At 71.7% G+C, this 13,300-nt stretch carries 14 protein-coding genes and 1 riboswitch; of the genes, 9 read left to right on the top strand and 5 right to left on the bottom strand.

All coding sequences use genetic code 11. The annotated features are described in order from the left end of the window. Window positions 1–15: 15 nt before the first annotated feature. Window positions 16–780, top strand: a complete 765-nt coding sequence (locus G569_RS0105650) for a hypothetical protein (protein WP_028062700.1) — start codon at window positions 16–18, stop codon at window positions 778–780. Here the strand turns inward: G569_RS0105650 and G569_RS0105645 are convergent. Continuing rightward, entirely contained in the window at window positions 752–1,189 is a 438-nt protein-coding gene (locus G569_RS0105645; RefSeq protein ID WP_028062890.1) for a MarR family winged helix-turn-helix transcriptional regulator, read from the bottom strand. The two genes, G569_RS0105650 and G569_RS0105645, sit on opposite strands and share 29 nt — an antisense overlap. Before the next feature lie 15 nt (window positions 1,190–1,204). Between G569_RS0105645 and G569_RS45865 the strand changes: the two genes are divergently transcribed. Continuing rightward, the gene (locus G569_RS45865; protein WP_053225912.1) at window positions 1,205–1,738 is read left to right on the top strand and encodes an ankyrin repeat domain-containing protein; all 534 of its coding nucleotides are present in this window, start codon (window positions 1,205–1,207) and stop codon (window positions 1,736–1,738) included. Here the strand turns inward: G569_RS45865 and G569_RS0105630 are convergent. Next, window positions 1,728–2,351 carry an LON peptidase substrate-binding domain-containing protein gene (locus G569_RS0105630; protein ID WP_028062698.1) on the bottom strand — a complete coding sequence of 208 codons (624 nt, stop codon included), beginning with the start codon at window positions 2,349–2,351 and terminating at the stop codon, window positions 1,728–1,730. The two genes, G569_RS45865 and G569_RS0105630, sit on opposite strands and share 11 nt — an antisense overlap. A 37-nt stretch (window positions 2,352–2,388) precedes the next feature. Here G569_RS0105630 and G569_RS45860 point away from each other — a divergent pair, with 37 nt between their 5' ends. From G569_RS45860 to G569_RS65885, 5 genes are all read left to right on the top strand, one after another. Then, window positions 2,389–3,705, top strand: coding sequence for a cryptochrome/photolyase family protein (locus G569_RS45860; protein ID WP_053225911.1), 1,317 nt, complete (start codon window positions 2,389–2,391; stop codon window positions 3,703–3,705). Beyond that, window positions 3,698–4,498 carry a DNA glycosylase family protein gene (locus G569_RS0105620; protein ID WP_053225910.1) on the top strand — a complete coding sequence of 267 codons (801 nt, stop codon included), beginning with the start codon at window positions 3,698–3,700 and terminating at the stop codon, window positions 4,496–4,498. The genes G569_RS45860 and G569_RS0105620 overlap by 8 nt, the downstream gene beginning before the upstream one ends. After that, complete coding sequence (locus G569_RS0105615) at window positions 4,495–5,256, top strand: class I SAM-dependent methyltransferase (RefSeq protein ID WP_028062696.1); 762 nt, start codon at window positions 4,495–4,497, stop codon at window positions 5,254–5,256. The genes G569_RS0105620 and G569_RS0105615 overlap by 4 nt, the downstream gene beginning before the upstream one ends. Then, window positions 5,253–6,521 carry a 1,4-alpha-glucan branching protein domain-containing protein gene (locus G569_RS0105610; RefSeq protein WP_028062695.1) on the top strand — a complete coding sequence of 423 codons (1,269 nt, stop codon included), beginning with the start codon at window positions 5,253–5,255 and terminating at the stop codon, window positions 6,519–6,521. Before G569_RS0105615 ends, G569_RS0105610 begins: the two co-directional genes overlap by 4 nt. Window positions 6,522–6,578: 57 nt before the next feature. Further along, window positions 6,579–6,740, top strand: a riboswitch (cyclic di-AMP (ydaO/yuaA leader). Between the two features lie 84 nt (window positions 6,741–6,824). After that, window positions 6,825–7,391: a transglycosylase family protein gene (locus G569_RS65885; RefSeq protein WP_028062694.1), complete on the top strand. Its 567-nt coding sequence runs from the start codon at window positions 6,825–6,827 to the stop codon at window positions 7,389–7,391. Window position 7,392: 1 nt separating this feature from the next. Here G569_RS65885 and G569_RS0105600 read toward each other — a convergent pair whose 3' ends face one another. Then, complete coding sequence (locus G569_RS0105600; RefSeq protein WP_245602416.1) at window positions 7,393–8,034, bottom strand: acyltransferase; 642 nt, start codon at window positions 8,032–8,034, stop codon at window positions 7,393–7,395. A gap of 54 nt (window positions 8,035–8,088) precedes the next feature. On the opposite strand from G569_RS0105600, the gene meaB reads away from it, so the two are divergent. After that, entirely contained in the window at window positions 8,089–9,063 is a 975-nt protein-coding gene (gene meaB / locus G569_RS0105595; protein ID WP_028062692.1) for a methylmalonyl Co-A mutase-associated GTPase MeaB, read from the top strand. 53 nt (window positions 9,064–9,116) lie between these two features. Continuing rightward, on the top strand, window positions 9,117–10,532 hold the full coding sequence (locus tag G569_RS0105590; RefSeq protein WP_157591841.1) for an Ig-like domain-containing protein: 1,416 nt from the start codon (window positions 9,117–9,119) through the stop codon (window positions 10,530–10,532). On the opposite strand, the gene G569_RS62260 is transcribed toward G569_RS0105590, so the two are convergent. Both G569_RS62260 and G569_RS62255 read right to left on the bottom strand, forming a co-directional pair. After that, complete coding sequence (locus G569_RS62260; protein ID WP_169542077.1) at window positions 10,516–11,904, bottom strand: pyridoxal phosphate-dependent decarboxylase family protein; 1,389 nt, start codon at window positions 11,902–11,904, stop codon at window positions 10,516–10,518. The two genes, G569_RS0105590 and G569_RS62260, sit on opposite strands and share 17 nt — an antisense overlap. Continuing rightward, the gene (locus G569_RS62255; RefSeq protein WP_157591840.1) at window positions 11,901–13,298 is read right to left on the bottom strand and encodes a hypothetical protein; all 1,398 of its coding nucleotides are present in this window, start codon (window positions 13,296–13,298) and stop codon (window positions 11,901–11,903) included. The genes G569_RS62260 and G569_RS62255 overlap by 4 nt, the downstream gene beginning before the upstream one ends. Between the last annotated feature and the right edge of the window lie 2 nt (window positions 13,299–13,300).

The raw sequence follows: 13,300 nt of genomic DNA, 5'->3' as shown, positions 1-13,300 counted from the left end.
AGGAGGTGAAATTAGATGACTGATACACAACTGCTTCAGCGGCGCTTCGCCGCGATCGGCGCGCGCCTGCAGGTCTCCGACGGCCCGTGGCGTGGCGCGCCGCGCATCGACGTCGACGACGAGACCGGGTTCGAGCTCGCGTTCGCCGGCGGTGGGCCGGCGTCCGAGGCGGAGGTGGTCGCGATCGACCCCGCGGATCGCCACCTGCTGCTGCTCGTGCGCTCCGACGGTGAGAAGAGCAAGTTCCTCTGCGGCCATGACGAGCGCCATTGGTTCGTCGCCGCGATCCCGGAGGCCGCTCGCGGTGTCACCGGCGTCGAGACGGCCAAGGCCGCGCTGCAGCCGGCGATCGTCGCCCGCCGCGCCGAGCGTCTGCCGCGCAAGCGCCGCTTCGACCGCCGCAACCCCGTGTTCCTGCGCCAGGGCGAGTGGTTCTTCCTGCCTGAGCCGAAGGTGGTGGCGAATCCGTCGATGATCCTGCGCGACGAGCCGCTGGCCCGCCCGGGTGGCACCCCGCACATCCTGCGCGAGGCGTTCCGTCGCGGCGGCCGCTCGGTCTACGTCAACGGCGGCAAGATCATCGACGCGTCCGCGTACGCGAAGCTCGACCCGGCGGTCCAGCGCCGCTACCGGTTGATGGTCCGCGATCCGGAGCTGTTCGCCCGCGGCACGGTCCGTCACCCGGATCACGCGACGATCGAGCTGGGAGGCTGGCACCGCGTGGTGATGAACACCGAGAACAAGGCGAGCGCTATGCGTCACGTCGTGTTCCTCGACTGATGAGCTCGAGCGCGTCGAGCGCGCGTTCGAGCACGTCACGTTCCGTCGCGCTCAAGTCACTTATCCGCTGTTGGAGCACCCCCACCCGCCGCCGGCGGCCCTCGATGAGCAGGGCGCGCCCGGCGTCGGTGGCGGTGATGAGCGTCGCGCGCGCGTCCTCGGGATGTGACTCGCGTGTCACCAAATGGGCGGTTTCGAGTGAAGTGACGATCCGTGTCATCGTCGGCGAGCGGACCTGCTCGATCTCGGCCAGGCGGCCGACGGTGAGCGGTCCGCCGAACACGAGCACCGACAACGCGGAGAGCTGCGACGGTCCGACACCTGCCGCGGCGTCCTCCCGGCGCACGCCACGGAGGAGGTGGATCGCGGCCGAATGCAACCGGTCCGCCAGCTCGAAATCCTGTAGCATTGCTACCGATCGTAGATGGACCTGACCGCGGCCATCACCTCCGACGACTTCCCGGCGCTCCTGCGCGAGCATCCCGAGCTGGTCGCGGCGACCGACGAGCACGGCGTCTCGGCGCTGTTGCTCACGCTCTATCACCGGCGCCCGGAGGCGCGTGACGCGCTGCTGGCCGCGGGCGCGCCGGTCGGGCCGCTGGAGGCCGCGGCGCTCGGCGACGTGGGCAAGCTCGCGGGCGCGGACCTGAGCGTCCGCGGCGGTGACGGCTTCACGCCGCTGCACCTGGCCGCGTTCTTCGGTGGGGCGGAGGCGGTGCGGGCGATCCTCGCGACCGGCGCGGACCCGGACGCCGACGCCGAGAACACCTTCAAGGTGCGGCCGATCCACTCGGCGGTCGCCGTTCGCGACCACGAGTCGGCGCGCGCGCTGCTGGAGGCGGGCGCGGACCCCAACGTCCAGCAGCAAGGCGGATACACGCCGCTCGACGCCGCCCTGCAGCATGACGACACGGAGATGGAGGCGCTGCTGCGCGCCCACGGCGCCGTCAGCCGGTGAAGTGGACCTTGCCGTTGGACCGCGCGCGAGCCTGCGCGCGGTCGATGAAGTCCAGCCGCTTGATCGCGGCGCGGCACAGGCGCGTGACGAGCTTCATCCGCGCCGTCTCCGAGCGCAGGTCGAGCAGGCCCTGCTTGGCGTCGAGCCCGAACTCGACGGTGGCCGCCATCTCGTAGGCGCTCATCGCCTCGATCTCGCCCGGCTCCGGCGTCCGGTCGGTCGCCTGCTCGACGAGGTCCGCGTACGCGATGTGCGCGCCCGTCGCGGCCTGTTCGTCGGGGTAGTCGTCACGGTCGTCGAGGAACTCCACGGTCGCTGCCGGGTACGGCAGGTCATCCTGGCGCTCCTCGATCCGGAAGACCCGCGTCCCGCGCGCGACGAGGTTGATCCGCCCGTCCGGCATCCGCTCGAGGATCTCGGCGATCTCGCACGCGCAGCCGATCGGCCGCAGCCCGTCGTCGGCCATCCAGACGATCCCGAACTCCGACCCCTCCTCGAGGCAGCGCCCGATCATCGCCTTGTAGCGCTCCTCGAAGATGTGCAAGGGGACCAGTTCGCTGGGGAGCGCGACCAGGCCCAGCGGGAACAGCGGGAAGTTCTCGACCAGCTGCACGGTGAACCCAGTCTAAGCGCGCTCCCGTAACGGGAGAATGTCGTCGACCGCTCTCGTCTGGTTCCGCCGCGACCTGCGCGTGCATGACCACCCGCCGCTCAGGGCCGCCCTCGACGCCTTCGAGCGGGTCGTCCCCGTCTTCGTGCTCGACGACCGCCTGCTCGACGGCCGGCACGCCTCCGACAGCCGCACGCGGTTCCTGCTCGAATCGCTCGAAGACCTGCGCGAGTCCCTCCGACAGCGCCACGGGAACCTCGTCATCGCCCGCGGCACGCCCGAGCGCGAGCTCCCTCGGCTCGCCAAGGAGCACGGGGCGAGGGCGGTCTACTTCGCCTCCGACGCCTCGCCGTTCGCGATGACCCGCGACAAGCGCGTCGAAGAGGCCCTGCGCGAAGCATCCGTCGAGCCACGCCGGACCGCGGGCAACTTCGTCGCCGACATCGGCAAGCCCAAGCCGTACACGGTCTTCACGCCCTTCCACCGCGCGTGGCAACAGTTGCCCCGCCGCGAGATCCATGGCGCGCCGCGCACCGTCCCGACACCGTCGAACCTCACGGTCGGCGACATTCCGACGCTGCCGAGCACGGTCGCGGAGCCGATGCCGGGCGGCGAGACCGAAGGCCGCAAGCGCATGCACGCCTGGCTGCGCGACGGCATCGACACCTACGCCGAACATCACGACCGCGTCGCCGGCGGCACCTCACGCCTCAGCCCGTATCTGCACTTCGGCTGCATCTCCGCCCGCGAGCTCGAAGAGAAGGCGGGACGTCATGACGCGTACACCCGCCAGCTCGCGTGGCGCGACTTCTACGCCCACGTCCTCCTCCACCACCCCGCCAACGCCCACCACGCCCACCGCAAGGAGCTCGACGGCCTCGAGTGGGACGGCACCGACGAACACTTCGACGCCTGGCGGGAAGGCCGGACCGGCTATCCGATCGTCGACGCCGGCATGCGCGAGCTGGCGCGGACCGGGTGGATGCACAACCGCGCCCGCCTGATCACCGCGTGCTTCCTCGTCAAGGACCTGCACGTCGACTGGCGCCGCGGGGAGCGTCACTTCATGCGCTACCTGCTCGACGGCGACGAGGCCAACAACAACGGCAACTGGCAGTGGATCTCCTCGGTCGGGGTCGACCCCGCGCCCGTCAGCCGCCGTCTCTACAACCCGATGCTCCAGCAGCAGCGCCACGACCCCAAGGGCGAGTACGTCCTCCGCTGGTGCCCGGAGCTCGAGGGCGTGCCGCTGGACAAGCTCGCGACGCCGTGGGAGGCGGGCCACGACGAGCCGATCGTCGACCACGCGGTCGAGCGCCGCCGCACGCTCGAGGCATACGCGGCCGCGCGTGGCTAACGTCCCGCGTATCCACACGATCGAGCCGAAGGGACCGTTCTCGCTGGCCGCCGCGGCCCGCTTCATCGCGGGCTGGCCACCCGGCCAGGCCCGGATCGGTGACGGCGAGGTCGGCCTGCACTTCCTGGTCGACGACTGGAGCGGCGCCGCGACGGTCACGCTGCGCCAGGACGGCGACGCCGTCACGGCGACCGTCGAGGCCGAGAACGTCGAGCGCGCGCTCGCCCAGGCGGCCCGGATCGTCAGCCTCGACCACGACGGCACGGCCTACCCCGAGGTCGATGATCCGATCGCCCGGCAGGTCCTGCGCGACAGCGACTACCTGCGCCCCGTCCTCTTCCACTCGCCCTACGAGGCGGCCGCGCTCTCGATCATCTCCGCCCGCACCAGCCGCGCGACGGGCAACCGGCTGCGCGACGCGCTCGGGTCCACCTTCCCGGCACCGCGACAGCTCCTCGAGCTGCAGGAGCTCGAAGGTCTGCCTCAGAACAAGATCCCGCGGCTGCACGGGATCGCCCAGGCGGCGATCGAGGGCAAGCTCGATCGCGAGCCGCTGCTGGCGATGCCGCCGGACGCCGCGCGGGCGCAACTGCTCGAGCTGTCAGGCATCGGGCCGTTCTACGCCAACCTGATCCTCCTGCGCGCGGTCGGGACCACCGACGTCCTGGCCGAGAACGAGCCGAAGCTCAAGGACGCCGTGCAGGCGCGCTACGGGCAGCCGCTCGCTGACGTCGCCGACGCCTGGCGGCCCTTCCGGACGTGGTTTTCGGTACTGATGAGGGCGAACGCATGACCGATCAGCTCTACGTCCAACGCGACCAGCCGCCCGGCGTCCCGCCCCTGCACCTGACCGGCGAGCGCACGCTCCCCGACGTCCCCGAAGAGAACTACTGGTATCGCCGCCACCTGGTGGTGTACGAGTGGATCGCGCAGCGCGTCCACGGCCGCAAGGTCGTCGACCTCGCGTGCGGTGAGGGGTACGGGAGCGCGGTGCTGGCGCGGACGGCGGCGTCGGTCGTCGGCGTCGATGCCAACCCGGAGGCCTTCGAGCACGCCCGCGCGAAGTACAAGCAGGCGCGGTTCGAGCGCAACATGATCGAGCTCTGGCAGGGAGAGGTCGACTGCGTCGTCTTCCTGCAGACGATCGAGCACATCCAGGACCCGGACGCGATGCTCTCCCACATCCGGGACCTGATCGAGCCCGGCGGCGTCGCCTACGTCTCCACGCCGAACGTGCTCACGCTCGCGCCGAAGGGCGCCGAGCGCTCCGGCAACCCCTGGCACGTACGCGAGTACAAGCCGGCCGAGTACCGCGAGCTGTGCGAGCGCCACTTCGACAACGTCGACCTGCTCGGCCTCTTCCACGCACGCAAGCTGCGCGCCCACCAGGTCGCGATCGAGCACCTCGGCTGGGACCGCGTCCACAAGGGCCTGCGCTTCACCAAGCCGTTCTACGACCGCTTCACGCCCGCGATCAGCGCCCGCGACTTCACGCTCAAGCGGTCGGATCTCGACCGCTGCCTCGACCTGATCGCCGTGCTTCGGGCATGACCCGGTTCAGCATCGTCCTGCACACCCACATGCCCTACGTGGAGGGCTTCGGGACGTGGCCGTTCGGCGAGGAATGGCTGTGGGAGGCGATCGCGACCAGCTACCTGCCGCTGCTGGACGTCCTGGACGCCCATCCGGACAAGGTCACGCTGAGCGTCACGCCCGTCCTCGCCGACCAGCTCGAGGCGCCGGGCGCGCTGGAGCGCTGCCTGGCGTTCCTGACGAACATCCGTCCCGCGAGCCATGGGCTCGACGCGGTCGACCACCCGGAGCTCGCCGCGCAGATCGCGTACTCGTCCGCGCGCTACGAGTCGGCGGTGGAGTCGCTGGAGCGCCGCGGCGACGTGCTCGCCGCGTTCGCCCCGCACGTCACGTGGACGAGCGCCGCCACGCACGCGGTGCTGCCGCTGCTCGCGACCGACGCGGGCGTGCGCCTGCAGCTCGAGACGGGGATCGAGTCGCACCGGCGCCGCTTCGGCACGTGGGACGGCGGCTTCTGGCTGCCTGAGTGCGCGCACGCGCCGTGGCTCGACGCGCTGCTGGAGGAAGCGGGCGTCCACATGACGTGCGTGGACTGGAACGCGGCCGGCACCCACGCCACGGAGGCGGGCATCTTCCTGGTGGGGATCGACCGCGCGGGGGTCGACCGCGTCTGGCACGAGACGGGCTACCCGAGCCACGGCGAGTACCGCGACTCGCACCGGCTCAGCGCCCGCGCACACGCGTACTACGCCAACGACGGGACGCCCTACGACCCGGCGCGCGCGGCCGCTCGCGCCCGCACCCACGCCGAGGAGTGGGTCGCGACCCTCCCGGACGGCGCCGTCGTCGCGTTCGACACCGAGCTCTTCGGCCACCATTGGCACGAGGGCGTCACCTTCCTGCAACGCGTGCTCGAGCTCGCCGACGTGGTGCCGGTCGCGATCGGTCACGCCTCCGAGCCTCGCCACGACCCGCCGGTGACGAGCTGGGGGCTCGGGCGCGACCTGCGGACCTGGAGCCGCGGCGAGCTCGCCTGGACCCAGCGCAGCGCGGAATTGGCGGCCCTGGGCGCCGATCCGTCGGCTCGGGCGCTGAGAGAGCTGCTCGCGCTCCAGAGCTCCGACTGGGCCTTCCTGATCGACCGCGCGACCGCCGGCTCCTACCCGCGCGAGCGAGCTGAAGCGCATTACCAGAGTTTCATTTCGGCACTTGGAGGAGAAAGTTCCGACGAACTGCGGAATTTGGCTCCTGTGCTGGCGAATTGGGCGTTCGTCCAGCCCTGACATTCAAGCCCGGTCCGCACCGGGACGATGTTTGGGGCGGGCGATGTGTAAATTGTCGCCCGTCATAAGCCGAATTCCCTCTGGTCTGTCCGGAGGGGAACGGGGGAACCGATGGAGCCATGGTCAGGCTCCCGGGGCGAATCGCCGTCATGACGACGGCGTAGCGCAGGTCTACGCGCGAGCCCGTCAGCTAACCCCGTAGGCGCAGTGAGACCAAGGGAGCCACCTGACGTGCAAGCAGCCGATGTTCTGTTGTTACCTCGCGTACGCCGCCTAGCGGCGCTGGTCATCGCGATCACGGCCTTGCTGGCCGTCGCTTCGACCGCGTTCGCCGCCGGCGGCAGCTCCGGTGGTGCCACGGCTGAGAGCCAGCCGGCTCCGAAGGCCAAGAAGGTCACCACCAAGCAGATCCAGAAGGCGCTCGGCATCAAGGCCGACGGCGTCATGGGCCCGAAGACCCGCCGCGCGATCAAGCGCTTCCAGAAGGCGCACGGCCTCAAGGCCGACGGCATCGCCGGCCCGGCCACGCTCGAGGCGCTCGGGCTGGGGTCCACGCCGAAGAACGGCTCGCTCGAGTCCACCAAGCCGGTCAATCCGGACGACGTCGCGGCCGTGCTGGCGAAGATCGCCGAGTGCGAGTCCGGCGGCGACCCGACCGCCGTCTCCCCGAGCGGCGAGTACCGCGGCAAGTACCAGTTCTCGCAGGCGACCTGGGAGTCCCTGGGCGGCACCGGCGATCCCGCCGAGGCCGACGAGAACGTGCAGGACATGTACGCCGCCGGGCTCTACCAGCAGCGCGGCCTCGCGCCGTGGCCGGCCTGCTCGCAGCAGGTCCAGGCCCAGCTCGACGCCTCGGCGCCGGCTTCTTAGCTCAGCTCCAACGGAGGGTCTCCGGCGCGTCTCGCATCCGCAGGACGCGCGCCGGGGTCCCTCCGGCCACGGCGTTCGCGGGCAGGTCCTTGGTCACGACCGTGTTGGTGCCGATCACGGCGTTGTCGCCGACGGTGACGCCGCGCAGGATGCACGCGCCGTACCCGATCCAGCAGTTGGACCCGACGCGCACGTCGCGCTTGTAGATCCCCTGCAGGCGGATCGGCCGCTCGACCTCCACGACGCCGTGATCGAAGTCGATCAGCATCACGCGGTCGGCGATCACGCACTCACGCCCGATCGAGACGTGCTGGAAGGCCGAGATCGTGCACTCCTGGCCGAGCACCGTCTTGGCGCCGATCTCGCAGACGCCCTCGTGGACGCGCAGCTTGCAGCCGTGCCCGAGCCAGGACCAGCGGCCGAGCTTGAGGACGGCGTCGCGGCCGATCTCGAGCTTGACGCCCGGGGCGATGAAGCACAGGCCGTCGGTCTGCAGACGCCCGCGGAACCGCAGCTTCAGCCACGCCCAGCGGGCGATCAGCCGCGCGTAGTTGCCGTTGAGCATCCCGTGGCTGCGCATGAAGCGCGCGAGCGCGAGCGGGCCACCGTGCAGCGGCTCGGGCATGCCGTAGACGGGTGGCACGGACCTGGACGAAACCGTTGCCATCGGGCTTGGAGACTATCCTCCGCCGCCCCGATGCCGGACTCTTTGGCCGAACGTCTCCTGCGCGGCGACAAGCGCGCACTCGCCCGCGGGATCTCGCTCGTGGAGGACGACGATCCCGATGGGTGGGAGCTGGTCAAGGCCGCCTACCCGCACACCGGGAAGGCGTCGATCGTGGGCTTCACCGGCCCTCCGGGCGCGGGCAAGTCGACGCTGATCGGCGCGCTGGTCAAGCACCAGCGGGCGCTCGACCGGCAGGTCGCGGTGCTGTCGATCGATCCGTCGTCGCCGTTCCGCGGCGGCGCGCTGCTGGGCGACCGGATCCGGCTCTCCGAGCACTTCCTCGACCCCGGCGTGTTCATCCGCTCGATGGCGACCCGCGGCGCGCTCGGCGGCTTGGCGGAGGCGGCGCTGCAGACCGCGCTGCTGATGGACGCCGCGGGCAAGGACGACGTGTTCCTGGAGACCGTCGGCGTGGGGCAGGCGGAGGTCGACGTGATCGACCACGCGGACTCGGTCGTGCTCGTGCTGATCCCGGGCTCCGGCGACTCGATCCAGGCGCTGAAGGCCGGCGTGATGGAGATCCCGGACATCATCGTCGTCAACAAGGCCGACCACCCGCTGACGGACACGATGGTCCGCGAGATCCGGGGCGTGCTGTCGCTGGCGCCGCAGCACGGCTGGCGGGTGCCGATCATCAAGACCGAGGCGACGCGCGGCGAGGGGGTCGCGACGCTGGCGGAGAAGCTGCTCGAGCATCGCGCGTTCGTCGAGTCCGAGGGGACGCTCTCCGAGCGGCGGCGTCGCAACCTGCTCAACGAGGTGCTGGGCATCGCCACCGTGCGGCTGCGGCGCGCGCTGGAGGCGACGCTGCGCGACGATCCGGAGGTGCAGGCGTTGTTGGACGAGGTCGTCGCCCGCCGGCTGGACCCGGCGAGCGCGGCGAGCGCCATTCTCGCCCGGGGTGCGATCGACCCGGCCGAGGCTGCGCGTCCCGATCCCGGATGAACCGTTCGTCCAGTTCGCGTTGCAAACCGCGAGGCGGGCCCTAGAGTCGGGCCATGCGGAGGGCGTGCCGTGCGCTTTTCTGCGCCGTGATCCTGTTGACGGCGCTGTGCGCCCCTGCCGCCGCGGCGACGACGAACGGGCAGCTCGCCGCGGTCGTCGACGGCCGCTTGGTCACGGTCAACCCCGACGGGAGCGGGCTGCGCACCTACTCCGTGGCCGACGCGGGCCAGATCACCGAGCTGGCGTTCTCGCCGGGCGGTAACCGGCTCGCGTTCGTCAAGGCGGGCGAGCTGTCGGTGCTCGAGCTCGCGTCCGGGCGGTTCCTGACGGTGGCGACGGATGCCGCCAACCCCGGATGGACGCTCGACGGGCTCAATGTCGTGTTCCGCCGCGGAGGGGACCTCCTGCGCGTCTCCGCCGCGACGGGGGGCGACATCGTGGATGTCGGCGACGTGCTCCCGGGCACGACCGACGGCGCGTGGCGGCTGGGAGCGAAGGAGTTCACGCCGGTCATCGGCGGGTTGCTGGCGCTGCTCGGCCTCGACGTGCCGCCCGCGGTCACCGGCATTCCCGCGTGGGCGCCGGACGAGCACGCGGTCGCGTACGCGCGGGTCGGCGGTCTGTCGGCCGTCACGCCCCGCGGTGAGGTTCGCGCGCTGTTCGACGGCACGGCGGGGTCGCCGCGATGGTCGGCGGACTCGAGCGCGGTGGTCTTCGCGGCGGGCGCGGAGGTGCGCACGCTGCAGGTCGACGGCGGCGAGACCGCGACGCCGCTGGCGGGCGTCGAGCGGGTCGGCCCGGTCGACTGGCAGCCGTGCGTTCCGGACGTCACGGTCAGCTGCGTGTCGGTCTCCCCGCCGCGCTGCAGCGCGCTGACGGCGAACGCGACGACGCAGGCTGATGCCGCGATCGACCTTCCCGCGCCTCCGTGCGCGGACCCGGCGGCACGGCCGCTCGCGTTGGTCGTCTCCAAGGCGCCCGAGCACGGGACCGTCGCCGGACTGCGATACACGCCGGCGCCGGGCTACACGGGCCAGGACGCGGTCTCGTTCCGGGTCAACAACGGCGTCCTGGACTCCGAGACGTTCCGGGTGACGATCTTCGTCGTGCCACGCCCGGCCGCGACGCCGGCGCCGACCACACGGCCGCCGGTGCTCGTGCAGGGGGCGCCGTTCCTGAGCGCGACGGCGACCCCGCGGCTGGACCGGAAGCGCACGACGCTGGTCCTGGCCTCCTGCGATCAGGATTGCTCGCTGACGGTGCGGCTGTCGGCCAAGCTGCGGACGCGCAAGTCGTTCGCCGGCCCGCAGCTCATGCGCTCGCTGCAGGCCAAGCAGGTGGTGCGGCTGCGGCTGCGGCTGCCGTCCAAGCCGCGCGGGACGCTCAAGACGGTGTGGGTGACCGGCACGGTGCGCAACGCGGCGGGCGACGTCCGCAGCGTCCGGCTGCCCGTCAGGTTGCCGCGCTGACGATCTCTCCTAGGAGCGCGTCGACGTCCTGCCGCGTGGTGTGCGGGTTCAGCAGCGTCAGCTTGAGGCTGACGGCGCCCTTGACGCGGGTGCGGCCGATGACCGCGCGGCCCTGGTTGAACAGGTCGCGGTGGATGCGGATGTTGGTGTCGTCGTCGCCCTTGTGGCGGAACGCGACCATGACCGTCGTGGGGCGGGTGAGCAGCTCGAGGTCCGGGTGGCGCTCGATCGCGTCGGCGGCGTACTGGGCGAGGTCCAGGATCTGATCGATCATCTCGCCCAGGCGGGTGCGGCCGGTGGCTCTGAGGGCCATCAGGACCTTGAGGGCGTCGAAGCGGCGTGACGTGTCGAGGCTGCGGCCGACGAGGTTGAGCTGGCCCTCGGCCTCGTCCTCGGGACGGTTGAGGTAGACGCTGGCGTGGTGGACGGCCTTGAGGACGTCGACGTCCGGGACGAGCAGGGCGGAGGCGCTGAACGGCTGCCACCACAGCTTGTGCAGGTCGGCGGTGACGCTGTTCGCCCGCTCGATGCCGTTCAGGCGAGGTCTTTGGTGCTCGCTCAGGACGAGGCCAGAGCCGACCGCGGCGTCGACGTGGAACCAGGCGTTGTGCCGTTGCGCCCGGTCGGCGAGTTGGTCGAGCGGGTCGATCGCGCCGAGGTCGGTGGTGCCAGCGGTGCCGACGATCGCGATGATGTGCTGGTTCTGGGTCGCGGTGTCGAAGGCGGCGATGTCCATCGCGCCGGTGCGGTCGGTCTCGACGCCGATCACGGCCTCGGTGCCGAGGCCCAGGAGCGCCGCGGAGCGGCGGATGCTGTCGTGACTGGCCTCGGAGGCGACGATCCGCCAGTCGTTGGGCGGGAGGCCGCTCTGGCGGACGTTCTCGCCCGCCTTGTCGCGGGCCAGCAGAAGGCCGAGCAGGTTCGAGGCGGTGCCGCCCATCGTCATCACGCCGGAGCCGTTCGGTCCCAGTCCGTGCTCGCGGGCGAGCCAGCCGACCAGGTGGTCCTCCACGAACGTGGCGGCGGGCGAGGCGTCGAAGGCGTCCATCGACTGGTTGGTCAGGCCGACCGCGAGCTCACCCGCGACGGCGGCGATCAGCGGCGCCGGGTGCAGGTGGGCGACCGTGTTCGGGTCGCCGAGGCGGAGGCTCCCGTCCAGGATGGTCCGGAGGTCGCTTAGGACCTGCGGCAGTGGTAGGCCGTCGGGCGGGCAGGGGTCGAGGGCGTGGGCGGCGTCCTGGAGTTCTTGTGTCGTCAGCGGGGTGCGCGGGCCGGGGTTGGCGAGCGTTTCCGTAAGCGCTTGCACCGTCGCTTCGATCGCTTCTTTGAACGCCTGGTGGGTGCGGGGGTCGGCGGTGACGAACTCGGTCAATGGAGGGCCTTGGAGGTTCGGGACGCGGCGGCGGCGCGACGCCATTCTCCCGCCGCACGGCGTTCCCGCCAGGCGAGGAACGCGGCGCCGGCGGCGATCAGGGCGCACAGTACGGCAGGCCAGAAGGGCTTGCCCGTGAAGTTCGGGAAGACGTTGACGGGCGGGCCCCAGGGGAGCTTCGTGTCGACCTCGAGCCAGCCCTTGAGGCTGCCCGAGCGCTCGGCGAGCACGAGGTAGGTGCTCGCCCCGAGCGTGACCAGGGCGAGCACGGCGGCGAGCACGCGGGGGATGTGGCGCAGGCTCCAGGCGGTCAGCGCGGCGATCGCGGGCAGCGCGGCGACGAGCGGCACGCCGGGGAAGCTCTGACCTCTCAGACCGCCTGTGCTCAGCAGGGCGACGACCGCGACCTGCGCGGCCACGATGCCGAGCATCAGCCCGGCGCACGCCTCCGCCTCGCGGCGGGCGGGGGCGACGCGGGCGAGCTGGTCGCGGCGGCTCCGGTACAGCAGCCAGCCGGCGAAGAACACGAGCGCCAACAGCGGCGCCCAGCGCAGCAGGCCGACGTCCCGGTCCAGCCACAGGCCGGCGATGCGGGGGAGTCGCTCGACGTAGCCGACGGGGAACTCGGGCAGGCCCGCGATTCCCGCCGAGCGGGGCGTGAGGCCGCCGTAGAAGCGGTCGTTGATCGTCGCGTAGAAGACGAGCGACGCCGCGAGCGCCTCGCCCGCGACGATGGCGGCGAGCTTCCGGCGCTCTCTCAGGGTCCACGTGACGAGCGCCCAGGCCACCACGACGCCGGGGGCGACGAAGGTCCAGCCCAACCAGGGGAGGAACGCGAGCAGGAGCGCGCCGCCGAAGACGTATCTGAGGCGGGGGCGCTCGCGGACGGCGAGCGCGCAGAGCGCGGCGCCGGCGAGCAGGATCGCGGCGGGGACGCCGGGGGTGACGACCGTGCTGGCGGCGAGGGCGGGTGGGGAGAGGCCGACGAGGCCGGCGCCGAGCGTGGCGTAGGGCTCGGGGACCATGCGTCTCGCCAGCGCCGCGGCGAGCACGAACGCGAGGGCGAGCATGACCAGCATCTCGCCCTGGACGGCGCGAGCGCCGCCGATCGCGTAGGCGGGGGCGATCAGGAGGGCGAAGCCGACGCCGTGCGGCTCCACCAGGCGTCCGCCGACGACCTGGCCGTCGGTGTGCAGGTCGCGTGGGTACCAGCTGGCGTAAGCGCGTTCGGCGTACTCGTCCGTCAGGTTGACGTCGCGGTCGGAGACGATCGACTCCGCGGCGAGCAGGTGATGCGGCTCCGCGCCCGCGTAGTCCAGCCCCGTTGTTGCGGGGATGCTCAGCGTCGTGGCGTAGACGGCGACGAGGAGGATCCAGAGTCCGGCGAGCCTCACGC

The organism is Solirubrobacter soli DSM 22325 (assembly GCF_000423665.1).
GTDB lineage: Bacteria > Actinomycetota > Thermoleophilia > Solirubrobacterales > Solirubrobacteraceae > Solirubrobacter > Solirubrobacter soli.
The sequence above is the reverse complement of the archived record's forward strand: the minus strand, read 5'-3'. Positions and strand labels throughout refer to the sequence as shown.